Here is a 25,720-nt window from a genome sequence, read left to right as displayed (position 1 = left end):
TGAGAGAAAATCATATAAAAGTCTGATTACAATCATACGTGTGCGGCTTGCCTGTATATACCTTCGGTGACAACAAATAATAAAAACGTCATCAAGCAATGAAGACTACGCGACGGAATTTTATAAAAATATCAGGTGCTGCGCTGGGAACGGCCACCCTGGCCGGAGCTACCTTTGACTGGGTTTCCGGCAGTGCTCTCAATAAGGTTTCGCCATCTGCACTGCAAGCCATTCGCACCCCCACCTACTGCGAAGTATGCTTTTGGAAATGCGCCGGATGGGTAACTAAAAATGACGACGGCGATATCTGGAAAGTAGAAGGGCACAATGATGACCCTCATTGCAACGGACGACTTTGTCCCAGAGGAACCGGAGGTGTAGGCATGTACTATGATAAAGACCGGTTGAAACACCCGTTGATCCGGGTGGAGGAGAACGGGAAGCAAATCTTTAGAAAGGCCACCTGGCCGGAAGCTTTCAGGGTAATTGGCGATAAGATGAGAACCATCGCCGAAAAGCATGGCCCGGAATGTGTTGCGCTCTTCACGCATGGCTCAGGGGGTAAATTTTTGGGTCACTTATTAAAAGCCTACGGATCGCCACATATCACTGCACCCTCTTTTGCACAATGCAGGGGACCGAGGGAAGTTGCCTTTTACGCCACTTACGGAGAAGGGGTGCTTTCGCCTGAACGTACCGATATACGGGATACCAAATGCCTGGTCCTGATTGGATCCCATCTGGGAGAAAATATGCATAACGGGCAAGTACAGGAAATGTCTCAGGCTATAGATAAGGGAGCTACCATTATCACTGTTGATCCGCGTTTTTCTACCGCCGCCAGCAAATCCAAACATTGGTTACCGATCAAGCCGGCGACTGACATGGCTTTATTGCTGGCATGGATGAACGTGTTGATCAGCGAAGGTTGGTATGATAAAGAGTATGTGGAAAAAAACACCTATGGTTTTGATCAGTTAAAAGCCCATGTTCAGCCTTTTACCCCCGAATGGGCCTATGGCATTACCACCATTGAGCCGAAAGCGATCCGTGACACTGCCAGGGAAATGGCCAATGCATCTCCTGCCGTGATAGTGCATCCGGGCCGGCATGTGACCTGGTATGGTGATGATACTCAGCGACTACGGGCCGTAGCGATCCTGAACGCGTTGCTTGGGTCGTGGGGAAGACGAGGTGGTTTCTATAACCCGGAAAGGATCAGTATACCGGACTTTCCCCACCCACCTTATCCAAAGTCAAAAAAGTCCTACCTTGATGCGCTTGACGGAAAATATAGCCTGGCCACAGAGGTGATCTCTAATGGTATCTGTGAAATGACCACCCCTTCTCCGGAGCGTGATTGCAACATCAAAGGCTGGATTGTGAACGGAACTAATCTCATTCATACCCTCCCCGATCAGGAGGCCACTCTCAAGGCCATTGAAGCACTGGAAATGCTGGTAGTTATTGACACCATGCCTATGGAGATCACGGGGTATGCTGATGTGGTGCTCCCGGAATGTACTTACCTGGAAAGATATGACGCCATCAGGAACTCCCCACACCGTGAACCGGTCCTATCGCTACGCATGCCTGCCGTAAAGCCAAAATATAATTCGAAACCCGGTTGGTGGATCGCCAAACAACTAGGCACAGAGATGGGACTGGAGAAATATTTTCCTTACAAGAATATTGAAGAAGTGCTGGACTGGCAACTGAAACAGGTGGGTAGCTCCCTGGAAGAAATGAAAAAAACAGGTGTAAAAAAATTCAAACGAGAATATGATGACTTATACTTTGCAGATAGCCAGGAATATGAATTCAATACCAATACCGGTAAGATAGAACTATATTCCACTGAAATGGCTGCTGCAGGCTTTGATCCTCTGCCTCAATATACGGAACACGAGCAGCCCCCGGCAGGATTTTACCGGCTGAACTATGGCCGTTCTCCTGTTCATACCTTTAGTCGTACTGCCAACAATCCCAATCTTACGGACATTATGCCTGAAAATGATCTTTGGGTCAATCCACGTGTAGCAAAACAATGGGAGTTAAAGAACGGGCAGTACGTCTGGCTGAAAAACCAGGATGGAATTGTGTCTGACTTTTCTATTAAAGTAAGGTTTACAGAGCGCATCCGGTGGGATTCCGTTTACATGGTGCATGGCTTTGGGCATGGCGCAAAAAAACTCACCCGGGCCTTCGGAAAAGGAGCCAGTGATACACAGATGATAAGTAATGTTAAAGTAGACCCTGTCATGGGGGGTACGGGGATGCGATCCAATTTTGTGACCATCCTTTTGGAAAAACCGAATGAAAAGGAGGTGACATCATGAGATATGCTATGGCCATAGACACCAAAAAATGCGTAGGCTGCAGTGACTGTGTGATCGCTTGCCAGCTTGAAAACAATGTACCCGTGGGCTATTGTCGTGAATGGGTGGTGGAAAGTACCAATGGTACATATCCTAACCTGGAAATGGAATTTCGTTCTGAAAGATGCCACCATTGCGCCAACCCACCCTGTGTAAGGTGCTGCCCTACGGGTGCCAGCCACATAGAGGAAGGCGGCGTAGTGTTGGTTACACATGAACAATGTATTGGCTGTGGTGCTTGTATTGCCTCATGTCCCTATGATGCAAGGTACCCGCATCCTGAAGGATATGTGGATAAATGTACATTTTGTATCCACAAGGTGCGCAAAGGTGAGCAACCTGCCTGTGTCAGTGTTTGCCCTACTCAATGCCTTTATTTTGGTGACCTGGACGATCCTAATAGCGAAGTGTCCAAAAAAATTGCGATACGCAAATACAAACGCCTGAAAACCGAAGCAGGCACTGACCCTCAACTGTACTTTCTAATTTGATATTACAATGGAAGAAGAATTGATCATTAGCGGCCGAATGAATTACAAAGTAGACCCTATGCTGCACATATGGGGCTGGGAAATACCTTTTTACCTCTTTGTAGGAGGGGTAGCAGCAGGCATACTTTTTTTTGCCTCTTTTTATTATCTCCGGGGTAAGGAGCGTGTTTACCCTGCTACGATTAAAATAGCCCCATTGCTTACCCCTTTTCTATTGATTACAGGTTTAGTAGCATTGTTTATGGACCTGAACCATAAAATGTATTTCTGGAGGCTCTACACCCATATCCGTATGGAGTCTCCTATGTCCTGGGGGGCGTGGACGTTAATGGTGGTTACGCCGTTATCCATCATCTGGAGCTTTACCTATGTCCGTGAGGTATTTCCCAAAATAGATTGGAAGAAAAGATGGATTTATCAGTTGGAGGCTTTCCTTGTAAAACACAGAAGGACAATGGCATGGATCATGGTGTTTTATTCTGTGATCCTGGGTATTTATACAGGGATATTATTATCAGCCTTCAATGCCAGGCCCTTGTGGAATACTTCTATTCTTGGTCCCCTCTTCCTGGCCAGTGGGTTGTCAGCAGGAGCGGCTTTGATCATTGTATTTGCTAAAAACAAGATAGAACGAAAACTCTTTAGCCAGATCGACATTGTGATCATTGCGGCAGAGCTTTTTTTCATTGTTCATATGTTCATGGGGTTCCTGGCCAGTACAGAAGTACAACAGGAGGCTGCTGCCATGTTTCTTGGAGGTCGGTACACCTTACCCTTCTGGATCTTTGTAGTCTTTTTGGGGATGATCGTTCCGGCGATACTTGAATTACTCGAACTTCGGGGGCAGCGCATACCGGTTTATATTCCTGCAATACTGATCCTTATCGGTAACATCATGCTAAGATTTATAATAGTAGAAGCCGGCCAGGCGAGCCGGTATTTGTATTGAGTACGTAACAGGGCCGACCGCCTGAAATAGTCGCGTGACCTTCAGGTTCAGCGGTCTATGAATATACAGAACAGAGAAGTCATGAAAAGAGAACGTTAAACAACTAAAAAACGATGTCACATCATAATTATATTACAGGTACTACGAAGTACATGAACCCTTATGTAGCGGGGATACTTCTGGGTACGGTCCTGCTATTGTCCTTTTACCTCACAGGCAGAGGACTCGGCGCCAGTGGAGCGATGAAGAGTGTGGTGGTAAGCGCTGTAGATGTGGTGGCGCAGGATCACGCCGGGACTTCCGGGTTTTACAGTAAATATATTGCTGATGGAAAGAACCCGTTGAACAGCTGGTTGGTTTTCCAGGTGCTGGGTGTTTTGGTAGGTGGGTTTTTATCCGGAGCTCTCGCCGGGAGACTTACCTGGAAAACAGAGCACTCTCCCAATATTACTTCAAGAAAGCGTATCATGCTGGCCATCGCAGGAGGTGTGCTTTTTGGTTTTGGCTCGCAGTTTGGCCGGGGATGTACCAGTGGAGCGGCACTTAGTGGTATGGCTACTCTGTCGCTGGCGGGTTTTGTGACAATGATGGCCATTTTCGGCACCGCCTTTTTATTTGCCTACTTCTTTAGAAAAAACTGGATTTAAACTATGGGACCGATCATACCAATCAACGATATTTCTACTGAGCTCAATTATCTGATCGCTTTTCTGATAGGGATAGGCTTCGGGTTTGCGCTGGAGCAGGCCGGGTTTTCCTCCAGCCGCAAGCTGGCAGGCATGTTTTATGGCTACGATACCGTAGTGTTAAAAGTGTTCTTTACCGCTGCCATCACCGCTATGCTGGGGCTGGTTTTTCTTAACCACTTTAGAATGATAGACCTGAGCATTGTGTATGTTAACGAGTACTATATTGAGTCAGCGATCATCGGTGGAGTAATTATGGGAGTGGGATTTATTGTAGGAGGCTTTTGTCCCGGAACAGGTATCTGTGCTGCTGCTATCGGTAAGCTGGATGCCATGGCCTTTCTTGGAGGTAGTTTGCTGGGGATTCTATTGTTTGGAGAGACCTACTCTCTTTGGGAAGGGATCTACATGAAAAGTTACCTCGGAGGAATAAAGCTTTCCGAAGTGATCGGTATTTCCGACGGCCTGCTCGTGTTGGCGATCATTGGAGCTGCCGTGCTCATGTTCTGGGTGGGCGAATGGGCGGAAAAACGATTTCAGAGACCAGATATTACTAAGGACATTTAAATAAACAGCCTAATGAACACAAGACTAACCCTTTCAACCATCATTTTGGCGTTGGGCACAGTAGCCGCTATGCTACCGGGGAAAGAAAATGATTCCGTCATGCTTAACGAGCGGCAAGTGCTGCAGGAAATGCTTTTAGATGCTAACTATTTTTCTGTGGATGAGCTGGCACACCTGTTGATCAGCGGAGACCCATCCATTCAGCTTATCGATATCAGGCCTGCAGCTGATTTTAAAGAACCTATCAGAGGAGCTATCAATGTGCCTTTTGACAGTATTTTCACTGATAACTTTGCTTACCTGTTTGACCAGGGGGTAATGAAGAACATACTTTACAGTGATGACGATCATACTGCCGCTCAACTCTGGATGATCACTACACAGCTGGGCTACCAAAACAATTACCTGCTGAAAGGGGGCCTTACGGAATGGAAATCCAGTATTTTGGATCCTAAATATCCCGAAAGCACGGCCCCAAAGGAGGCTTTCGACCTTTATCAACGGCGGGCCGCAGCCAGTCAGTATTTTACAGGCGCCAGGGCGTTGCCACCGACCGATCTGTTCAAGCCATTGTCACCCATAAAAAGAAAGAAAAAGAAGAAGGTAGAAGGTGGATGTAGTTGATACATTATAAAACAAAAAGCAATGAGATCTACAATACTTACATTAGGCATTATCATGGTCGCCTTTTTTGCTTTGCTTATCATAGTAACAAGCGGGGTTGAAAAGAGCAGTTTTAAGCATAGCGCACAGGAGATGCACCGGTTGGCTACTACCACGGACTATGTCATTCTACCCTCGGAGTTAGCAAAAATGCCTGAGTATAGATTGATTGACCTGCGGAAGCCAAAAGCCTTTATCATTGCTCACAAGGATGGAGCACTGAATATTCCTGTTTCAAATATATTGGATGACGAGTTCAAAATGCTTTTTGCCTCGGCAGTTCCAAAGGTATTTTTAGCACATGATCCCATTCATGCTCATGAGACCTGGATGTTGCTCTCTCAGCTGGGATATCAAAACCTGCTGGTGATGGAGTTATTAGAAGAAGATTGAACTTTATCTGAGCCGGCGAAGTGATCCGGATCAAAATCACAGTTTTTAAAGAAGCAACAGGCTTTTGTTGCATGTTTTACGTCCTTTAATACCTCAGGTATTCCGCCCGGAGGTTAATATACTTACCCGGTTTGGTCCCTTGGGGATTTTCCCCTGGTCCTATTGCCTGTCTTTCCTTTTATGATTTGGTTATCCGATCTTACTATTTTTTCCTGTTTGTATATCAGTAACCGGTCAAAGGCCCCGGCACCGTTCAATTTCGATAAGATGTGTCAAAATGCGACAAACGCTTATCTCAAAGTGTGTCAAAATAGAACGAAATAGATTGCTAAAATTAAATACAAATAATTGAAAATCAATGATTTATAATCATGGCACGAAAATTTCGCTTGATGATTATAGAAAATAGACTCACCTAAAATGATTTTGAAACACCTGAAGACGTCAATTCGCAACTTTAGACGCCACCGGATTTATTCAACGTTGAACATACTTGGTCTTACCATTGGGTTGACCACTTCCTTCCTTATCCTTCTGTATGTTCAGCATGAGTCCAGTTATGACCGATTCCATAAGGACGCTAATCGCATTCACAGGGTGACCATGTCCTTCAAAAATGGTGATGCTTACACAACTACTACTACCAGTCCTTATAAAGTGGCACCTATGTTGGAAGAGCATTTCCCAACCATTGAATCTACTCTCCGCCTGTTTTATACCTTTAATGACAGAAGTGAAATCATTTATAACAGCCAATCCACAGAAATTACGGATTGGTTTACCTTCACGGACCCCAATCTCTTCTCATTTTTTTCATTCAAATTATTATATGGTGATGAGGAGTCTGCCCTTACTAAACCCAATTCGATCGTTATAACCCAATCTGAAGCGAAGAAGCTATTTAGGGATAAAGATCCCACGGGTCAATTAGTCACCTTCAGGAATATCTATGATGGAACTCAGACAAATTTAACGGTGACAGGTATTATGGAAGATATGCCGGTTAACAGCCACATCCCTTACCGCTACTATATCTCCATGAAAACCAAGGAAAACTTATCAAGAGGTATGACCACGTCCTGGGGTTGGACCTCTCAAAACAATTACTTCAAATTAAAGGAAGGCGCCGATATTGCAGCCATCAAAAATAGATTAACAGATGTGGTAAAGTTAAGCACACCGGAATGGTTTCAAAATTGGGCTTATCTGGACACACAACCTTTATTGGATATTCACCTGCATTCCAACCTTAAAGAGGAGATTCGTCCGGGAGGAAACGTCACCTATGTGCAGATGTTAAGCACAATAGCATTTTTTGTGTTATTGATCGCTGCTATTAACTATATGAATATATCCACTTCCCTTGCCAGTAGTCGGATGAAGGAGATTGGGATCAAGAAAATTGTAGGTGCTGATCGCAGACACCTGGTAATGCAATTTCTATTTGAGTCTTTCCTGCTGCTGATCGTTGCTTTGATGACGTCCATAGCGCTGATCCAATTCATCCTGCCTGATTTCAGCCAATTGGTGGGGAGGCAATTGTACATAGACAATATTCCCCTGATCTATTTTGGTTATGCCACACTGATCGTTTTGGTACTTGGGCTTATCTCCGGAAGTTACCCTGCTTTGTTTTTATCTTCGTTTAAAATTGTCAGTGCACTTTCCGTTGATCGTTATCGGTTTGGGAAAAAAGCAGCTGCCTTTCGCACAGGGCTGGTCATTTTGCAATTTGTCATTTCCTCGTTCTTAATTTGTTCCACTCTGGTGATCCTGAACCAATGGGATTACCTGAAAAATCGTGCTTTGGGATTGGATACAGAGCAAATCATTTCCATTACCCTTCCTTCACGCTCAGCCCAGGGAAATTACGAAATTTTCAGAAACGGAATTATTGGTCAGTCAGATGTTTTGGAAGTGGGCACGTGCAGCAAAGAAATGACAGGTTGGTATGATAATTTTGGAATTTTTTCCTACCAGGGCCTGGAATATAGCGTTCCCATAGAACGTGCCGATAAGCATTTTTTCGAGGCGGTGAAAATTGAATTGGTAGCTGGCCATTACTTCCAGGGGTCTCCGGCAGATTCTAATGCTATTGTCCTGAATGAAAAGGCATTGATCCAGCTTGGTATTAATGACCCTATTGGTGAAGTAATCAATGCGAATGATAAAGAGTATAAAATCATAGGCGTGGTAAAAGATTTCCACTTTGAACCTCTATATACTGAACTCGGCCCGATCGTATTTTTTAAAGCTGTAAGTGGAGCAAATTATGTATATGCTAAATTAAACATGTCCAATATTGGTGAAACCATTTCGGGAATAGAAGAGGTTTGGAACGAGCTTAACCCCGGGCGTATCATGGACTATTCCTTCGTGGACAGCGAGATAGAGAGGGCATACCAGTCAGAAAAACAATTTTTCGGAGTATTTACTTTGTTCTCCGCACTCGCCATCTTAATTGCTTGCTTAGGTCTGTATGGTCTGGTGACCTTCAGCGTGTCGCTGAAAATTAAAGAAATTGGTATTAGAAAAGTTTTTGGGGCTTCTACAAAATCAATCCTGGCATTATTGTCTGAACGTTTTTTTATATTGATACTGATATCCAATTTGTTATCATGGCCATTGAGCTTCTATGCCATGTCTCGATGGCTGCAAAAATTCCCATACCGCGTAGATTTCAGCCTTACCATTCTCATCATTGGCACCCTTATTTCCTTGGGAATATCTTTGTTTGTGATAGGTGCCAGGTCTTTGCGCGCCAGTTCTTTAAATCCGGTAAGCGCCTTAAGGTGTGACTAATGGCTTACAGCGCCTTTCTGTCCTTAGCCGAACTTGATGGAAACCAAATGCTAAAAACCTTTGATCCTACCTGTTGTAGCTGCGCTTTAGCTGGTTGAGTATGGCAGAAGTTAACTTTGAGGTGTATAAAAACAAGGGATGACATGCTACCAAAGCGCATAGCACCCCTTGTTGAATTTCTTATGGACCTATCCTGCTCCCAGGGTCATCTACAGATCCGGGACATATTCCCATAATGTATTAAATGTTTCGTTCCTATTCCCAATCCCAATATATGCCTTGTCATCGATCACCAGGCTGACACCAAAATTCATTGTCCCTCCTCGAAAATCGTCTTTACGACTCCAGGCATCTTGCGCAGGGTCATATTCCCAAACTTCGGACAGGTCGGTATTACCACGTATCCCTGTAGCCACAAAACCTTTCCCACCTAATGAAAATGTAACGGCACCTCTAAACCCATCACCCGGCAAGCTGGCCTTTTGCGTCCAACTATCGGCGCTGGCATCATATTCCCAAAAGTCGTTCAAGGGGGTGATCGACGCAATTCCAAAGCCTGCGTATATCTTATCATTGATCACAACACCAACTGTCTGACTTCTTGCGTTATTTCCCGGAAGCAACGCTTTTTCTGACCAGGAATCGTTTTCAGGATCGTATTCCAAGAGAGTTCTATCACCCTGAATATACCCTTTTCCGGCGGCATTGAGACCTCTGCTCCTGAGAAAGGACCTGGATACATTGTTTTTCTTTGTCCAGGCATCAGCCTGCGGATCATATTCCCAAAAGTCCGATTGACTACCGTTTCTGGACACTCCCAAGCCCATGTACGCTTTATCATCAATGACAAAACCCGCCATCGCAAACCTGTCACCCCCTCCAAAAGCGGCTTTTTCAGTCCATGTGCCAGTCATAGGGTCGTACTCAAAAAGTTCATCGTAGCGTGTACTGCCGAAGCTGCCTCCTACAACATACCCTTTCCCTCCGATCACAAAACCCGCCATTTGATTTCTAACGGATACATTTTCCTTGAATGAATTACTTTCTATCCAGGTATCCAAAATCGTGAAATTTTCATCACTGATCGTGACCTGGTTCCCTACCCTAACTGAAATTTGACCGGCATCTGCTCCTTCCGGAACCACTACAGTCAATTCATCAGGTGCAGCGGAGATAACTTCGGACGAAACACCGTTAAACTCGACGGTGTTATTGGCTGCAGTGCTGGAAAAATTCGTACCTCTCAACACCACCTCTGCCCCGGAAGCCCCCCGGGCAGGTGTAAAGCTTATGATAACGGGTGATGCCGGAAGTACGGTAAACGCATTGGCGCTGGTGGCCGTGTTATCCCCAACCCTGACCGTGATATTCCCTGTGGTAGCTTCCGCAGGCACAACTACAACGAGTGATGTGCTGGATGCAGAAGTAACGGAAGCGGCTACATTATTAAATGTTACTGTATTACCCGCGATGTCCGGTGAAAAATTGGTGCCGTTAATGGTTACCGTAGTACCGGGGCTCCCGTTTTGCGGTATAAAAGCGATGATGGAAGGGTCGCCGGGCGCTGTAGGAATGACTTCAAAATCCGTCGTGCTGACTGCCGTTTGATTGCCTACAGCCACACTTATTTTGCCTGTGACGGCCCCTCCGGGTACCAGTACACTTAGGCTGGTAGCAGATGCCTCTCCTACCGGTGCGGTAATTCCATTAAATGTAACCTTGTTTTCACCAGGTGTTGGTAAAAAATTGGTGCCGGTAATAGTGACGCTCGTTCCGGCCTCACCACTTGTAGGAGAAAAGCCGGTTATAGTAGGAGCATCAGCCGTTTTGGGTACCACGGTAAAATCCCGGTTACTCTCGACTTGCCGGCCATTTACCTCGAGGGTAATTTTACCCGTACTTGCCCCGGCAGGAACGGTGGCTACAAGTGAAACATCCGAAGCCACTGAAACGGTGGCCGGCGTGCCATTGAATTTTACTACGTTTTCACTGGTAGTAGTAGAGAAGTTAGTGCCAATGATGGTGACTACGGCACCTTCTGTTCCCTCTACAGGAGTGAAACTAACCAAAGTGGGCACAGCGGGAGGTGGATCTCCGTCATCATCATTCCCACATTGCCAAAATAGAATTGAAAAAATGCTCAATACAACTATAAAACGAGTTAAGTGGTTTAGCATAATAAAATATTTAAGTGGAATATTTATTAATTATAAAAAGTATGCTACTCATGAAGGCCTACAGCAAAAAATGTCAGCCCAGGAAAGAAGTATGAAAGAATGACAAGCTTAGTCTTGTTCGGCCAATGATTGAATTTCACTTGTGGTTAATGTTCTGTTGTAAATTACCAGATCATCCATAGCCCCATTGAAAGGAGCACACAAACCTGACGCACAAGAGGCTGTTCCAAAATAAAATGGACTTTCTGACTCCACAAATTCATCACAGATATCGCGGGCAAGCCCTGACTCAAAGGTGGCATTATCTCGAATAACGCCATTCACATAAAGTTTAAAGGCATTATTATTCTCAGTTCTTCCATCCCAGGTGCCTGCTATATGATACCAGGTGTTGAGCTCAAAAGTATTGGCAGAGGTTGTTCTCCCTCTATATTTGTTTGAATTCGTGCCATATGTCATTCTCAGGCTGCGATCAGATTGGATAATCAGATTAAATCCTATTCTATTGCCGGGGGTACATTGATCAAGAAAAGATCCCTGACCGTTGAAATTGCTGATAATTCCCATGCTAGCCCCTGTCTCGGTTGACAAATAGATCCAGGCAGCAAAAGTTACCCCGTTGCCCATAGTATTATCCAACTCATTAGTCGTTCTTACGTGGCCATTGGAATCATCAAAACTTAGTGCCATCCCTGGCCGGTCATTGCGATCAGTAGCAGGTGTTATTCCACCAAAAAGAGTGCCGTCAAACCCCATAGCTCCATTATCTGTTCCATTTCCGTCAAAAGGGTAGTAAGCAATTAAACCGACGTCAGGTAGGTCAGACACCAAGATATACTTGTCTTTTGTTTCTGTTTCAGAACTTGTAGCGTTCGATACAGTGAGCGAGACCTTATATAACCCCGGGGTAGAATAGACCACAGAGGGACTTGAGACTGTTGATGTGGCTGGGGTACCTCCTTCAAAAGACCATTGCCAGTTGTTGGGTGTTCCGAGCGATAGATCAGTAAAACTAATTTCTTCCCCAACGTTAGTACTCAACTTATCTGCCTCAAATTGGGCCTTGACCGTCCCGACAACAGTAATAAAAGCTTCCTTTTCTTCCGTGTCCGAACTAGCTTCATTACTCACATTTAGCGTTACGCGATAGGTGCCCGCTGTAGAATAAGTAACCTCAGGGTTTGAATCGACAGACGTGCCTGGCGTGCCACCTTCAAAAGTCCAACGTCTGCTTTGAAGTGTCCCTTCAGAAGTATCTGTAAAATTAACCTTACCTCCTTCATTAATGGTCATCTGATCAGCGGTAAAACTTGCATCTACCGGCAAAAACACCTTGACGAATTCCTCTTTCTCTGTCATGTCGGCAGAACTTCCATTGGAAGCCGTTAACTTCACAGAGTATTCCCCTGGTTGATCGTAGGTGACTTTTGGGTTCCTGCCCGAAAAACTGGAAGGACTTCCGCCTTCGAAGCTCCATTCCCAGTTGGTAGGTTCTCCTGTTGAGGTATCGGTGAAAGTAACCTCTTGTCCTACAACTATTGAGCTGTCATTCACGAAGAAATCGGCTTTGATCTCTGAGATGACCACAATAAGTTCCTCTTTTTCTATGGTGTCAGAATTTCTCCCATTGGAGACGGTTAACTCAACAGAATATTCCCCGGGTTGATTGTAAGTAACTCTTGGGTTCCGATCTGAAGAACCAGAAGGGTTTCCTCCTTCGAAGCTCCATTCCCAACTGGTCGGCTCTCCTGTTGAGGCATCGGTGAAAATAACTTCTTGGCCCACTACTATTGAGCTATCATTCACGGAGAATTTCGCCTTCACCGGCATAGGAGACCCCTCGTCATCTCCACAGGAAAAAAACACTATTGGAATCAAAAATATACTGGTGAGTACATTAATTAATTGCTTCATTTTCAGGATTTTAATTCCCGAAGTTGTTAAGCTCAGATGGCAAAATGTCATGATAATAAGGGTCTGGTTCTGTTTGAGCGGTTATTCCGACCTGTTGTAAAACACTTGATAATAGAAGCCTTAATAGAGTCAAAAAAATATAATAGTAATGACCTGAGGTCATAAACAAACACAAAGCTATGACCATACAAACACCTAAAAAATGACCAAGGTTGGTCATTTTTTAGGTGTATTTAGGCAAGTGCCTGCGATAAGATTGAACTGAAAGATCCTGTCATAGGATATTTTTAATGCCAGTATGACAAGTATGGACTGACTAATGGCGACAGGTTAATGGTATCAAAGCTTTCTGCCGGCAGGTAGGACGTTTACCATTCTCTTTGGCAAATTTCACAGAACAAAATGACTGTTTTAGCTCTTGCATCCTGTCTGTAACAGGTTATGCTTTCTATGAAAAACGCTGAGCCGGTTTAACCTGCATGATGCAACGAGGCAGGATAACAAAAGACCAAAAAACTGATCAATGCGGGAACGAATGTTTGCTAAATGAAATGTCGGTGCTTCTGAGTTGAGGAAAGTACATGTTTCGGATGAGCTACCTCATTCCCGGTTCGCATGCATAAACCCTACCGTCCCGGAGGTAGTTCCTTCATCCGGGCCTTCGGTCCAGTTAAAAACGGACGATATCCGGATGTTAACAGATTGCCCTGTATCGCCAAGGAACCTTCCTTTACTATTCGTAAATGCATCGAAATTGGCCGTTCTGCCATCCTGTGTCAATTCCCCTTCCTGTACTCTGAAACGAAGGCCGAACTCATCTCCTCCCAGATCATCCGGGCCACGGATAGATCCACTAACATTGAGTGTTCCTTCGGGATTCTCAAATCCTTCAAGATTGGTGGTGAAATTTACCAGCTGGCCGGTAAATGTCTGGGCTTCGAAATCCAGCGTAAATTCTACATCGGCGAAGTAATCCAATTTAGTGTCAGAGGTGGTATTTCCTTTAAAAAACTCCCCCGTATGCATTCCTTTATAGATCATGACGCCACTTTGGGGGAATCCGGCCTTTCTCGTGAGTCCTAGTGTGAAACCCTCTCTCAACACCTCATACTGAGCTTGTGCATCAGCAAACGAGCGCTGTGAATTGTCATCATTATCTGCAGTGGGCTCATCGTCTTCACCACAACTCCAAACGGCCAATGAGACTAAAAAAATAAGTGAGATCTTCTTCAGGATATCCATAAGGATTATAACAATAGATTATCAAATTATACTTTCGACCAAAAGTAAAGATCAACACTACGTTCTTATGCCACAAATCCGGCAAATGCTTGTAATATCCCGACATGGGAGGGGTTAAGGTAAATCTATGCAAAGGGTAGTTTTCAAGCGTTGTGTTAAGCAGCGCTACACTTTCAAGATTTATTCAAAACTCAGCCTGAACCCATATGAATAGCTTTTTTCCAGCAATCGATAAATGTCTATTGGCCGGGCTTTCATGCTCCAGGAATCAATCCCTCCGACCCCTGCCTGGACCAGATCTATGTTTAACGTGTAATAACCGGCATCCTCCAGTTCCCAGGTGAAGTTGGAAGCTGCTAAATTCTCTTCGCTAAACGGCCATACGGCAAAAGCAATTTTATCCCGGGCTTCAATCTTTAACATTTCCCCATTATCTGTTTTCATTTCTAGCCATTCTACACCGGTCCTGTTACCGCATTCCTGCGGTTTTACATAGGATTCGGTCAATGCATTCGTAGGCATAGCATAGACCCCCTTGAATGCTGACCGGTTGCGATCTATATAGTTTTCATGAGGCCCTTTTCCGTAAAAACGGGTTTTCACAAAGTCTTTGTTAATGCCGGTTTGCATGCCCACTCGAATCATTTCCGGGGCAGATCCATCAATTTGTATATCAAAATTCACCTCTATTGTTCCATTGCCATCAATCGTGTATTTTTCCTCGATTTGAGCTGCATTGGGGACACTACGTTTCACCGATACTTCTATGAGCTTACCTCGTTGCTGTGCATTAATGCTTTCAACTTTCATGTTCGACCTGGCCTTTTCCCAGACCGCAAGCTTCTCATGGGTTCCCCATCCCCAGCCGTCATTATCAGTCGCCGGTCTCCATAAATTGGGGAGCAGCGGTTTTTTTATGACTTCTTTACCCTGAAATGTTAATTCTGACAACGCTCCAAGTTGTTTATCAAAAACTACTCTAAATTTTGAGCCCGTTAAAGAAATGGTCTTTTCATCCTCGTCCATTTGAGGCGCTGTAGCTGCCAGTGGTTTCAGTATTGGATCATTATCTTTGATCATGAGTTGTTCTTCCGCCACCAGGTAACCGGTATCCGCCCAGTCCTTTCTTTCCCCGGAGAACATTTTGATCTGCACCCAATAGTCATGCCCTTTCTTTTGCCTGATATTTTTGTATTTTAATTGTACCTCTCCCTTCTCTCCGGACTCAATATCCGGCCCTTTGAACTCTCCCTTTTGGACCGTATGACCACTTTCCACCACCTCCCAGGTAAAATGGTATGACGAAAGGTTAGTAAAGTTAAATCGATTCTCTAATGCGATGACCCCTTTCTCAACATCCACTGCGCTTATTACCACGGGTTGGAATACATATTTACACTCGTAGGTCTGCGGTCGCAAACTTTTATCCGAATTGAAAATACCATTTATGCTCACATTTTTGTCGTTAGGAACATCTCCGAAATCACCTCCGTAGGCAAAATACTTTTTACCATTCTTCGCGGTCCTTTCTATTCCCTGGTCGATCATGTCCCATATGTAGCCTCCTATCAAATTTTCATGGGAATAGATGATGTCCCAATACTCTTGAAGGTTACCCAGGGAATTACCCATGGAATGGGCGTATTCACATAGTACGATGGGCCGATTGATATATGGACTTGTGGCCATCTCTTTTAACTGTTCCAGTGAAGGGTACATGCGGCTCAGCACATCTACATAGGCAGGGTCCGTTGGGTTGGCATAGTACTTTTCATTATAAGTCCTGTACTTGTCCGAACCTACTTTAGTGTATTCCGGATGATTGGGGTCACCCTGGGCCCCTTCGTAGTGAATAAATCGTGTGGGGTCAAAATCCCTGACATACCCTGACATGCCTGCGAAAGTGGGCCCGCAACCCGATTCATTCCCAAATGACCAGGAAATGATAGAGGCGTGGTTCTTGTCCCGTTCCACCATTCGCACCACCCGGTCCATCATGCTGGCTGCCCATGAGGGGTCATTGGCCAATGCTCCACGCACACCATGAGACTCTATATTTGCTTCATCGATGACATAAATCCCATACTTATCACACAAGTCATAGAGGTAGGGATCATTTGGATAATGCGAAGTGCGAATGGAATTGAAATTATTTTGCTTTAACAGAAAGACGTCCTGCTTCATTTCTTCACGTGTTACTGTTTTGCCCCCGGCAGGGCTGTGATCATGCCGGTTGACACCGATCAGTTTAACCGGCACACCATTAATCAGTAAGGCACCGGATTTGCTAAACCGAACGTCCCTAAATCCTATTTTGGCACTACGGGCCTCAACGGTATTTCCGCTTTTATCTATCAGACTTAACACCAAAGTATACAAATAGGGGGTTTCGGCATTCCAGGTGATTACCTCCCTTATTTCTGCCTCTAACAGCCCAAAGTATACATTGTCTCGCTGAGGGTAAAACTCGTTCGTTACAGCATCAGCATTTAGTTTTAATTCCTTTGCCAAAACAGGGTCGTTCTCCTGATTGAATAGTTGAGCAGTAATGGTATAATCTTTTGATTTTATGTCTTTTGAAAGATTGATTTCCGGCCTTACCTGAAGCAATGCATTGGAATAAGTCGAATCCAGTTTAGTACGAACGAAGAAGTCGTTAATGGTGATTTCAGGCTGAGCCAGTAACATCACTTCACGATGAATTCCACTCATTCGCCAATGGTCCTGGTCCTCAAGGTAGCTGCCATCACTCCACCGGTATACCCGAACAGCTAAGGTGTTTTTTCCCGGGCGCAAAAGCTCGCTAATAGTAAACTCTACCGGTAAGCGGCTGTCCTGGCTGTAGCCTACGAATGCTCCGTTTACCCAACAGTAAAAGGCCGAGCTTACACCTCCAAAATGAAGAATAACCTCCTTGTCCTGCCATTCTACCGGAAGTTCAAACTCTTTGATGTAAGAACCTACAGGGTTATCCCGATCAATAAAAGGCGGATCTGCTGTGAACGGATAGGTTGAATTGGTATAGATCGGTGTACCGTATCCCTTCATCTCCCAACATGAAGGTACTTCGATGGTTTTCCAGGATTTGAAATCAAAATCCTCTTTATAAAACTCGTCTGACTTATCTTGTTCCCTGGCTGCAAATTCGAATTGCCACTGGCCATTGAGCATTAAGACCCTGGCATCTTCCCTATCGCCCATTAAGGCAGTCTTTGTGTCTTCATAAGAGTAGGATGTTGCCCTGGCAGGCAATTTATTGACACCAAATACATGCTGATTTTCCCACCAATCCGGTTGCATCATTTGCCCGGTTGCCTCCAGGTTAAATACCAATAAACCGATAGAAAGAATGGCAAAATTTCGCAAGTGACTCATTTTATATATTTGATTCTCAGTAACTTATATATCATAATTTCATTCAATCTCACATGACTTGCATCATAAAACCCCATTGGGTATTATTTTGAAAACCAGTGTATGCTCCAAACCGGAGGCTTGGGGGACCTGTATGGTCAGCTTTTCTTCTGTTTGTTCAAATGTCATTGCTTCATTGTGACCCAACAGCGCTATGGATTTTATATCAATATGGGAGGTATTGAGGTATTTGATCTCAATTACTTCCTCCGAAGGGACCAGGGCAAATACATAGAGCATGTTGTCTTTGGTGGTAAAGCGGATGTCTTCAGAAGTAAAGCGTTTGTTTTTATTTTCAGAGAGGTGACCTGTATTGGTTTTGGTGGGGCCTTCCCCATACACCTCCCAGTAACGTGAGCCATATATGGCTTCTCCGTTGATGTCTAACCACTTCCCTATGTCCAAAAGTGTTTTTTGCTGGTCTTTTGGAATGGTACCGTCTTTTTTCGGGCCAATATTGAGCAGGAGACATCCATTTTTACTTACAATGTCCACCAGATCAGTGATCAGTTCACCGGCCGACTTTGGGATCCAGTTTTTGGCATAATACCATGAATTTTTGCCAATGGATGTGTCTGTTTGCCAGTATTCACTTCTTAGAGAGTCCATTTTACTACGCTCCAGATCCAGCATATGCGTACCTTCTTTGAAGGATTCATAGTTTAAGTTTTTAGTTTGAAGCACAACTGTTTTATTTCTTCTGAGACCGGAGTTGTAGTAGTAAGCTGCTAATTTCTTATGATAAGGAGCGAATTCCGGACGATCCAGGTAAAAATCAAACCATAAAATATCGGGTTGGTATTTATCTATGATCTCCTTTGTCCGCGGCCACCAGGTATCGGCTAACCACGCTGCACTTGCAGGAGTGTAAGGCTCATGCGGAGGAGCATATAAATCTGCATATTGTGGATCTCCGGTATCAAAATGGGGTTTTTGAGTATAGTAGTTCCAATTAAAAGCTAAATGCGAACTTGCTCCACAAATTAAGCCTTGTTTTTTAATTTCGTCAGTAAGTTCTTTAAAGACATCCCGTTCAGGCCCCATGGCCTTCGCATTGTACGGTGTGATGCTTGACTCATAAAGTGCATACCCATCATGATGTTCAGCCACCGGCACCACATACTGTGCTCCTGCTTTCTTGAAAAGATCCACCCAGGCTTTCGGGTCGAAGTTTTCCATTGTCCACATGGGAATTAAGTCTTTGTAACCAAAATCTTTGGGGTTACCGAATTTTTCTTTGTGGTAAACAGACGCGGGGTGAGGGACGTCATTCACCTTTTTTCCTGTCGTATGGTTAACATGTCCTGAATCAAGGTACATCCAACGCGGGTACCAATCGGTGTGTAATTCTGCAACGGAGTTTGGACCCCAATGAATGAAAATCCCAAATTTGGCATCTTTCATCCACTGTGGAATTTCGTAGTTCTTTAAGCTTTCCCAGTTTTCTTCAAACTTAAAAGTAGTCTCCTGCTGCTTTTGAGAGGTACAGGAGACAAGAACACAAATGACTATTAAATTTATGGCTCTCATCGTTAATTTTAATAAAGGTTTACTCACGTTAAGGGTTTAAATAGCCTTCGTTATCTGGTTCAACCGTTTTTGAAGTTTTCTGCATTTCGATACTTTACCGTTTGTAAGTGTTCACAATACAATACCAATTCTCCTGGTTGCTTATATACCTCATAACTCACTGTAATAAGGCCCATTTCATCGTATTTTGGTGTTTTATTCAAATGCGTGCGCACAGTATAAATTGTGTCATCAATGAAAACAGGTTTTATAAAGCGCAGTTTGTCATAGCCATAACTAAACGTATTTACATTGTTGTTGGCCATCAGGCCTAATCCGAGCGCAAATACCATTGCTCCTGCCACCAACCTTTTTCCGAAAAGCCCTTCTTTTTCAGCGAAGACCTGATCACCTACATAGGGATGCATGTCTAACACCAATCCATTAAAAAGCATGGCTTCTCCTTCTGAGATCGTCCGACTTATGGATCGATCTTTCTGACCAATTTGAAAATCTTCGTACATCCATGTTTCTGTATTATACAATGGGATATCTTTGTGTTGAGATAGAGGTGTGTTCTCTGGCATATTGATCTTAAGCAAAAAGTTTGTTCTTATATCAGTTTAGAAATTATTTCTTAATTGATTTTAAACACAAATGCATGTTCACAGGGCTTATTGTCAGGTAACTGAATTTCTAATGCAGTGACCTTCTGCTCCCATGCTAATTTGGATTTATGACCTATTAATTCAACCTTTTCTATTTTACCATTGTACAGCGAAGAGCTCAATGATTTAATAGGAAGAATGCCTGACTCAGGCCATCCTAAAGCAATAGCGTACAATTGTCCGTCGCGGGTGGTGAAACGGATATCTTCATCGCTGAAACCATGGAACTTTTGATCGGCCAAATGGCCTGTTTTCGTTTTGGTCGGGCCTTCACCGTAGATTAACCAGGGACGACTTTCGTAAATAGCTTCTCCGTTGAGCCTTAGCCATTTTCCCATGGCTCTCAAACGTTGTTTCTGCTCCTCCGGGATATACCCGTCAGGGTGTGGTGCAACATTTAGCAACAGGCATCCATTCTTACTGACAATGTCTACAAGGTCATCAATCAGGCGGTTTTCCGTATAGCATTCCAGGTCTGTCGACCAGGTCCAGGAGGTACGAGATACGGAATTATCAGTTAACCAGGGCTCCGGATATATTTCAGGCATACGAGCACGTTCCAGGTCAACAGTTCCTGTCCCTAACGGAAAATCCGGACGTTTAAACGTAAGCACAAAATCCTGTTCAATTTCAACAGCATGATTGTATGCATAGGCCATCATTTTTTGGCGCACCTCTTCCGAAAGTATTTGTACACGATTGTCAAACCAAAGCAAGTCGGGAGAATAGCCGTCAACTACCTCTTTCACTTTTTCGAGCCAAACACGTTCGAACCCGGCACTTGGCATCGGGTCGACTTTGTAATAGTTTTCAGAGCTTTGCATTCTCCACGCTGTTTCAGGTACTTTTTCTCCATACAGCACTGCATTGGCAGGGTCGTAACAATCGGTGCCTTTCTGCCAGGTTGGAAACCAGCCCCAAAGCCACGAATGGTGTAAACTCACTACATATTTTAATCCGCGCTTACGGATGGCTTTTTCCATCTCAGCGACAATATCACGTTTTGGACCTTTCTTTACCGAATTCCAGGGGTTTACTTTTGAGTCCCACATAGCGAAACCGTCAGCATGCTCTCCAACCGGTCCTGCAAAACGGGCTCCTGCCTCAACAAATAGATCGGCCCATTCATCGGCATCAAATTTAGGCGCCGTAAAAAGTGGAACCATGTCCTTATAACCGAATTTGTCCAGCGGCCCATAGGTTTCCAAATGAAATGTATTGTTTGGATGCCCTTCTACATACATATTATGACCATACCAGTCCGGGGTTCCCGGGCATTTGGCAGTGGAATAGACACCCCAATGTGCATAAATACCAAACTTAGCATCCTGGAACCACTCCGGGCATTCATACTGTGATAATGATTCCCAGTTGGGTTCATATTTTTTTTGAGATTTTTGAGAATAACTATTTTGACTAAAATTTAAAACTATCAGCCATACAATCACAATTACGATTTTGTTCATTGTTCCAGTTTGGTTTTATTGTTATGGTTTTAAAGTACTATCATATCTTTCCATTTCTCCTGAATGGAACTTTCAGGGTCTGTTCTTTGAAATTTGGCTACATAAGCCTGCCATTCTTCTTCACGAGGCAGCTTTTGCCATTTTGGACCAACTTCTTCCAAATTGAAACCGGGTTTCGTATCCATGATTAAAACGACCTGTTCCTTGTGTATATAGATCTCCATGTCTTTAACGCCCACAGATTTCATGTTTGCGGTAATTTCAGGCCATGCCTGACCAATACCATGTACTTTTTTATACTCGGCAATTAACTCCGGGTCTTCTTCCAGCAGCAATGTCCATACGAAACGTTTATAAGGTTTAACGGTAGTTTTTAGTTGTCCCTCAACGGGTTTGTAACTCACTTTCTGATCCAGTTTGTAAATGCGTTCCAATGCCTGGTCGTGTTTTGGAAATACCACTCCCAGGGCGCTCAGGCTGTTTTCAAAAGACAAAAAGCCTTCGGATCCCTTAAGCATACCCATCAACTTCTTGCTGTTAAATGAAATGTCAACATCAAAAACCAGGAAATAGTCACTTTCTTTTTGGTAGACATTTATCTCATGAATACCTTCCATGACTTTCAGTTTAACCCATGAATCAGATTGAAACAATTTGGGTAATTCCTTATTTTGAGATTGGATAAAAAAGGTAAAGCGACGAAATTGATTTTCAATAACTCCCTTATTTTCAGATGTAGTATTTGAAGACTCTTGTGTTTGGTTTTTACAACCAATACATGCAAGGATTAAAAATAAGAGGATGTGTTTCAGTGTTCTCATAGTATCATGCCATTACTTCAATGATAAACCAAAGCAGGATTAAGAGTAACAGAACCGCACTCCCAAGGATGCGGTAATCGAGAGCGCTTTTAACTTTTGTGAAATATGCTGATGATGAGAAGGTGTAGCCTTGTTGTTCTGTGGTGGGTTGTGGCGTTAAATAACTTACCAGGATAAAGATAGAACAGCAAATTACAAAAGCCCACCACGCTTGCATCATAAAAGGGATGCCCCAGGAATCTGTGATAAGTTTCATGCCTTCCGCATCAGGAAAATCAAATCCAAACATAAGCCCGCCTATCAATAGTCCAAAGGCAAACGTTATCTTTGCGGCTTCTTTTGTACCCCGTTTCCAAAAATAGCCTAATATAAAAACGGCTGAAATGGAAGGTGCAATACTGGAACCGATAGAATTTACAATAGTGATAATAGAACCACCTTTGGCACCTGCCACCAATGAAAACAGGATGGAGATAACCATGACTGCAAAAGCGGTAATTCTACCGATATAAACTAACTTATTGTCTTTTGTATCCGGGTTCAACCGTTTTATGATGTCTATTGAAACAAGTGTTGAAGTACTGTTTAAGGCCGCAGCTACTGAACTCATTAAAGCAGCCAGTAAAGAGGCAATGACAATGCCTATCAAGCCGGTGGGCAGTACTTTACTTACTAAAATGGAATAGGTCTGTCCGGTACCGGAAGCATCTATGGTGTCTTTGAAAAGGATGTAGGCGATCAAGCCGGGAAGCAACATAAAAAATACCGGTGCCAGTTTTAAAACCGCGGTGAACATCGGACCGATTCGGGCATCGTTTTCCGATTTTGAGCCCAGGGCACGTTGAACGATGGTCTGGTCGGTAAACCAGTACCAAATACCCAAAACGGGGTAACCTAAAAGTACAGCATACCAGGCAATTCCACCGGTTTCTTTTACTACTGCATCACTACGCAGCATGGACAAACTTCCGGGCTTAATGGCCGCTTTAAAATCTTCAAAACTACCAATGCCGGCCTCAGGCAACATATACAGTCCGAAAACCGTGATCAAAATGCTACCCCCCAAAAGCATCACAGATTGAATGGTTTCCGTTATAGCGACAGCTTTTAAACCGCCAAGGATGGTATAAAGAGCCGTTAGAAACGAGATCAGGAGTACACCCCAAAACTGGTCTAATCCAAAAAACTCTTTCATAATGGTAGCTCCTGCATATAAACTTATGCCAATATGAATTAGCAGGGCTGTTAAGATGGCAAATATGACCATGAATGTCCTGGAGGAACCGTCGAACCTTTTTTCGAAATATTCCGGTAGGGTAGCAATCTTTTTTCTAAAATAGAACGGGGCAATAAAGATCCCCAGGAATATGAGACACGGAATGGCCATCCATTCGAATATTCCGTCGGACAAACCGGAGGTAAAACCGGACTCGGCAAACCCAACGATATGGACCGTTGAAATGTTGGATGCAAAGAGTGATGCGCCAACAACCCCCCATCCCAGCGACCTTCCCGCCAGGAAGTATTTGTCAGACGATTGCTTTTTGAAGCCACCTCCGGCCCAAATACCTATGACTACGATACCTACCAGGTAAACAGCAATGATCGTAAGGTCAAGAAATGAAATATTCATAGTATAACGGGCCTAATGATGTACAGCAGTTTCAAGAGGTCAGGTTAGGTTTAGTGATAGTCAATAATGGCTTTGATCAGTGATCCTCCGTATTCATAAAGGTCCTTAAATTTCTCTGGCACATCGTTAAAATCCATCCGGTGGGTGATGTAGCTCCCGGGATCTATTTTTCCTGCTTCTATCAGCCTGATGATCCGACTGAAATCAGTACTTAGTGCGGCACGGCTGGCTTTTAGCGTCAATTCTTTTTTATGGAAATAAGGGTCATTGAAAACTACATCTCCCTGAAATAGTCCAATGAAAACGATAGTACCCCCCGCCGAGACATACTTAAACGTATTGAGCATGGATTGGGCACTACCTGTTGCATCCAGTACGATGGTGGGTAAATCACCTTCCAAAAGGTGCATTAAATCTTCTTCGATATGGTCCGACGCGAGTAGAGTATCTTTCACCTGGGTAATCTCCCGTGCCTTTTTAAGTTTGCCCGGATCAATGTCCATTGCGATTACCCGCGCTCCTGCCAATTGTGCAAACTGGATTGTGCCTAACCCGATAGGCCCCGCCCCTATCACCAGTACGATATCGTCATGCTTCACCTCAGCCCGGTCAACCGCATGACATCCAATTGCCAATGGTTCAATCATAGCCAGTTGATCATCTGACAAATTATTGGATGGATGCAGAAGCGCAGCCGGGACCTTCATAACTTCCTGCATCCCGCCGTCTACATGGACGCCATAAACTCTTAAATGATCTCCGCAATTTGTTTTTCCTCTCCTGGCGGCCTGCCCTGTTTTTACATTATAATAAGGTTCAACAGAACACCTGTCTCCCGCTTTCACATGGGTGACCTCCGCTCCTGTTTTCAATACTTCCACTGCTAATTCATGCCCTAGTATTCTTGGATAAGCAAAGAACGGTTGGTTACCCTTGAATGCGTGCAGATCGGTACCGCAAACTCCCATTTTATTTATCTTAACAAGCGCTTCTCCTGCCTGTAAATTTTTGTCAGGTTCATCTGTCGAATAGGTCTCCCAAAGTCCCGGCTCTTTTAGTCTTATTACTTTCATCGTGTGCTTAGTCTGGTATCTTGCTCAACAATTTCTTTATCCAACTTGCCTGATTTCCGATCCAATGGTGCTTATAGTGTAGTTTCCGATATAAGAAGGTCTGTTCATCCATTAAAAATTCACGGTTGCGCCACCATCTACCGGTAATACTACTCCCGTTATGTATCGCGCTGCTTCAGAACTTAGAAACACAGCAGCATTACCGATATCACTGGTTTGACCGAAACCGTCCATGGCAATACGGTTAGTGATTTGTTGCTTGCGTGTTTCGTCCTGGTTGATGGCATTCAAAAACATATTGGATTCGATCCAGCCCGGTGCAATAGCATTCACACGGACATTGCTGGTGGAATATTCTGTTACCAGTGCATTGACTAATCCTGTCAAAGCGGTTTTAGACGTTCCGTAAGCCACTACCTTGTCAATGCCGAATAAACCAGCCATGGAGCCAATCATCAGAATAGAACCGCTTTTTCTTTCCAGCATGTATTTGGCACATTCACGTGTAAGTGCAAATACACTCATGACATTGGTCTGAAGGATGCTCTCGAAGACCTCATCGGAGGTTTCCTGGGCCATTGCCTTGTGGTGTATTCCAGCATTATTCACCAAAATTTCTATCGGCCCAATGGTCTTTTCTATCTCTTGTACCAGGGCCGGGATCCCTGCTTTATCGGTAATATCATTTACCAGATACCTTGCCCCTTCTCCTAATTCAGCAACTGCTTCTTTCAATACTTTTTCGCGGCGACCTGTAATCACCACGCGCGCACCAGCTTCGATGAAGGCTTTTGAAATGCCTAAACCAATTCCAGTACCCCCACCGGTCACAATCGCCAGTTTTCCTTTTAATGAAAATACAGACAATGCCATG

The 25,720-nt window shown here is 44.1% G+C and carries 19 protein-coding genes; 8 read left to right on the top strand and 11 right to left on the bottom strand.

The window, feature by feature from the left end:
- Positions 1–98: 98 nt before the first annotated feature.
- From FNH22_RS19135 to FNH22_RS19100, 8 genes are all read left to right on the top strand, one after another.
- The gene (locus tag FNH22_RS19135) at positions 99–2,339 is read left to right on the top strand and encodes a molybdopterin-dependent oxidoreductase (RefSeq protein WP_143400035.1); all 2,241 of its coding nucleotides are present in this window, start codon (positions 99–101) and stop codon (positions 2,337–2,339) included.
- Entirely contained in the window at positions 2,336–2,869 is a 534-nt protein-coding gene (locus FNH22_RS19130) for a 4Fe-4S dicluster domain-containing protein (protein ID WP_185154305.1), read from the top strand. Before FNH22_RS19135 ends, FNH22_RS19130 begins: the two co-directional genes overlap by 4 nt.
- A gap of 7 nt (positions 2,870–2,876) precedes the next feature.
- Positions 2,877–3,818 (top strand): NrfD/PsrC family molybdoenzyme membrane anchor subunit, encoded by a 942-nt coding sequence (nrfD, locus tag FNH22_RS19125; protein WP_143400033.1) that lies wholly within the window; start codon positions 2,877–2,879, stop codon positions 3,816–3,818.
- Between the two features lie 113 nt (positions 3,819–3,931).
- Positions 3,932–4,465: a YeeE/YedE thiosulfate transporter family protein gene (locus tag FNH22_RS19120; RefSeq protein ID WP_143400032.1), complete on the top strand. Its 534-nt coding sequence runs from the start codon at positions 3,932–3,934 to the stop codon at positions 4,463–4,465.
- A gap of 3 nt (positions 4,466–4,468) precedes the next feature.
- Positions 4,469–5,071, top strand: a complete 603-nt coding sequence (locus tag FNH22_RS19115) for a YeeE/YedE thiosulfate transporter family protein (RefSeq protein WP_143400031.1) — start codon at positions 4,469–4,471, stop codon at positions 5,069–5,071.
- Positions 5,072–5,083: 12 nt separating this feature from the next.
- The gene (locus tag FNH22_RS19110) at positions 5,084–5,695 is read left to right on the top strand and encodes a rhodanese-like domain-containing protein (protein ID WP_143400030.1); all 612 of its coding nucleotides are present in this window, start codon (positions 5,084–5,086) and stop codon (positions 5,693–5,695) included.
- Between the two features lie 21 nt (positions 5,696–5,716).
- A complete protein-coding gene (locus FNH22_RS19105; RefSeq protein ID WP_143400029.1) occupies positions 5,717–6,127 on the top strand; it encodes a rhodanese-like domain-containing protein in 411 nt (136 codons plus the stop codon).
- 483 nt (positions 6,128–6,610) lie between these two features.
- Positions 6,611–8,929, top strand: coding sequence for an ABC transporter permease (locus FNH22_RS19100; RefSeq protein WP_185154304.1), 2,319 nt, complete (start codon positions 6,611–6,613; stop codon positions 8,927–8,929).
- 209 nt (positions 8,930–9,138) lie between these two features.
- Here FNH22_RS19100 and FNH22_RS32685 read toward each other — a convergent pair whose 3' ends face one another.
- From FNH22_RS32685 to FNH22_RS19045, 11 genes are all read right to left on the bottom strand, one after another.
- On the bottom strand, positions 9,139–11,106 hold the full coding sequence (locus FNH22_RS32685) for an IPT/TIG domain-containing protein (RefSeq protein ID WP_143400027.1): 1,968 nt from the start codon (positions 11,104–11,106) through the stop codon (positions 9,139–9,141).
- 108 nt (positions 11,107–11,214) lie between these two features.
- Entirely contained in the window at positions 11,215–13,020 is a 1,806-nt protein-coding gene (locus FNH22_RS19090) for a LamG domain-containing protein (RefSeq protein WP_185154303.1), read from the bottom strand.
- A 600-nt stretch (positions 13,021–13,620) separates the two neighbouring features.
- Complete coding sequence (locus FNH22_RS19085) at positions 13,621–14,262, bottom strand: hypothetical protein (protein WP_143400025.1); 642 nt, start codon at positions 14,260–14,262, stop codon at positions 13,621–13,623.
- A 180-nt stretch (positions 14,263–14,442) separates the two neighbouring features.
- Positions 14,443–17,637, bottom strand: coding sequence for a glycoside hydrolase family 2 TIM barrel-domain containing protein (locus FNH22_RS19080; RefSeq protein WP_143400024.1), 3,195 nt, complete (start codon positions 17,635–17,637; stop codon positions 14,443–14,445).
- A gap of 63 nt (positions 17,638–17,700) precedes the next feature.
- Positions 17,701–19,206, bottom strand: a complete 1,506-nt coding sequence (locus tag FNH22_RS19075) for an alpha-L-fucosidase (protein WP_143400023.1) — start codon at positions 19,204–19,206, stop codon at positions 17,701–17,703.
- Between the two features lie 59 nt (positions 19,207–19,265).
- Positions 19,266–19,772 carry a MaoC family dehydratase gene (locus tag FNH22_RS19070; protein ID WP_143400022.1) on the bottom strand — a complete coding sequence of 169 codons (507 nt, stop codon included), beginning with the start codon at positions 19,770–19,772 and terminating at the stop codon, positions 19,266–19,268.
- A gap of 50 nt (positions 19,773–19,822) precedes the next feature.
- Complete coding sequence (locus FNH22_RS19065; RefSeq protein ID WP_143400021.1) at positions 19,823–21,319, bottom strand: alpha-L-fucosidase; 1,497 nt, start codon at positions 21,317–21,319, stop codon at positions 19,823–19,825.
- Positions 21,320–21,348: 29 nt separating this feature from the next.
- Positions 21,349–21,936 carry an L-rhamnose mutarotase gene (locus tag FNH22_RS19060; protein WP_185154302.1) on the bottom strand — a complete coding sequence of 196 codons (588 nt, stop codon included), beginning with the start codon at positions 21,934–21,936 and terminating at the stop codon, positions 21,349–21,351.
- A 208-nt stretch (positions 21,937–22,144) separates the two neighbouring features.
- Positions 22,145–23,773: a sodium/solute symporter gene (locus tag FNH22_RS19055; RefSeq protein ID WP_143400019.1), complete on the bottom strand. Its 1,629-nt coding sequence runs from the start codon at positions 23,771–23,773 to the stop codon at positions 22,145–22,147.
- Positions 23,774–23,823: 50 nt separating this feature from the next.
- Entirely contained in the window at positions 23,824–24,846 is a 1,023-nt protein-coding gene (locus FNH22_RS19050) for a zinc-binding alcohol dehydrogenase family protein (protein ID WP_143400018.1), read from the bottom strand.
- Between the two features lie 111 nt (positions 24,847–24,957).
- On the bottom strand, positions 24,958–25,719 hold the full coding sequence (locus tag FNH22_RS19045) for an SDR family NAD(P)-dependent oxidoreductase (RefSeq protein WP_143400017.1): 762 nt from the start codon (positions 25,717–25,719) through the stop codon (positions 24,958–24,960).
- Between the last annotated feature and the right edge of the window lies 1 nt (position 25,720).

The sequence above is a fragment of the Fulvivirga sp. M361 genome (assembly GCF_007097395.1).
Lineage (GTDB): Bacteria > Bacteroidota > Bacteroidia > Cytophagales > Cyclobacteriaceae > Fulvivirga.
The sequence above is the reverse complement of the archived record's forward strand: the minus strand, read 5'-3'. Positions and strand labels throughout refer to the sequence as shown.

Coding starts and splice junctions, on each gene's coding strand:
- FNH22_RS32685 (WP_143400027.1), bottom strand. CDS start 11,106: ATGCTAAACCACTTAACTCGTTTTATAGTTGTATTGAGCATTTTTTCA.
- FNH22_RS19070 (WP_143400022.1), bottom strand. CDS start 19,772: ATGCCAGAGAACACACCTCTATCTCAACACAAAGATATCCCATTGTAT.
- FNH22_RS19135 (WP_143400035.1), top strand. CDS start 99: ATGAAGACTACGCGACGGAATTTTATAAAAATATCAGGTGCTGCGCTG.
- nrfD (WP_143400033.1), top strand. CDS start 2,877: ATGGAAGAAGAATTGATCATTAGCGGCCGAATGAATTACAAAGTAGAC.
- FNH22_RS19065 (WP_143400021.1), bottom strand. CDS start 21,319: ATGAACAAAATCGTAATTGTGATTGTATGGCTGATAGTTTTAAATTTT.
- FNH22_RS19075 (WP_143400023.1), bottom strand. CDS start 19,206: ATGAGAGCCATAAATTTAATAGTCATTTGTGTTCTTGTCTCCTGTACC.
- FNH22_RS19115 (WP_143400031.1), top strand. CDS start 4,469: ATGGGACCGATCATACCAATCAACGATATTTCTACTGAGCTCAATTAT.
- FNH22_RS19060 (WP_185154302.1), bottom strand. CDS start 21,936: ATGGAAGGTATTCATGAGATAAATGTCTACCAAAAAGAAAGTGACTAT.
- FNH22_RS19130 (WP_185154305.1), top strand. CDS start 2,336: ATGAGATATGCTATGGCCATAGACACCAAAAAATGCGTAGGCTGCAGT.
- FNH22_RS19085 (WP_143400025.1), bottom strand. CDS start 14,262: ATGGATATCCTGAAGAAGATCTCACTTATTTTTTTAGTCTCATTGGCC.
- FNH22_RS19105 (WP_143400029.1), top strand. CDS start 5,717: ATGAGATCTACAATACTTACATTAGGCATTATCATGGTCGCCTTTTTT.
- FNH22_RS19050 (WP_143400018.1), bottom strand. CDS start 24,846: ATGAAAGTAATAAGACTAAAAGAGCCGGGACTTTGGGAGACCTATTCG.
- FNH22_RS19055 (WP_143400019.1), bottom strand. CDS start 23,773: ATGAATATTTCATTTCTTGACCTTACGATCATTGCTGTTTACCTGGTA.
- FNH22_RS19120 (WP_143400032.1), top strand. CDS start 3,932: ATGTCACATCATAATTATATTACAGGTACTACGAAGTACATGAACCCT.
- FNH22_RS19080 (WP_143400024.1), bottom strand. CDS start 17,637: ATGAGTCACTTGCGAAATTTTGCCATTCTTTCTATCGGTTTATTGGTA.
- FNH22_RS19090 (WP_185154303.1), bottom strand. CDS start 13,020: ATGAAGCAATTAATTAATGTACTCACCAGTATATTTTTGATTCCAATA.
- FNH22_RS19110 (WP_143400030.1), top strand. CDS start 5,084: ATGAACACAAGACTAACCCTTTCAACCATCATTTTGGCGTTGGGCACA.
- FNH22_RS19045 (WP_143400017.1), bottom strand. CDS start 25,719: ATGGCATTGTCTGTATTTTCATTAAAAGGAAAACTGGCGATTGTGACC.